A 272-nucleotide genomic window follows, 5' to 3' on the forward strand; every position below is an offset into this window, starting at 1 on the left:
GGAACCTGCGGCAACGCGCGAGCAGTAACCGATCTCGATATTGCCGAGGATCTTCGCGCCGGCGCCGATCATGACGCCGCTGCCGATCTTTGGGTGGCGATCGGCGCCCTCCTTGCCGGTGCCGCCGAGCGTCACACCATGCAGGATCGAAACATTGTCGCCGATGACGGCCGTCTCGCCGACGACGAGGCCGGTGGCGTGGTCAAGGAAGATGCCTTTGCCGATACGCGCGGCCGGATTGATGTCGGTCTGGAAGACGCTGGAGGAACGGC

At 65.1% G+C, this 272-nt stretch carries 1 pseudogene; it reads right to left on the minus strand.

Annotation, left to right across the window (positions count from 1 at the left end):
- A pseudogene (locus EOD29_RS31840) lies at positions 1-272 on the minus strand (serine O-acetyltransferase); the annotation flags it as partial.

It is taken from the genome of Mesorhizobium sp. M1A.T.Ca.IN.004.03.1.1 (assembly GCF_003997555.1).
GTDB lineage: Bacteria > Pseudomonadota > Alphaproteobacteria > Rhizobiales > Rhizobiaceae > Mesorhizobium.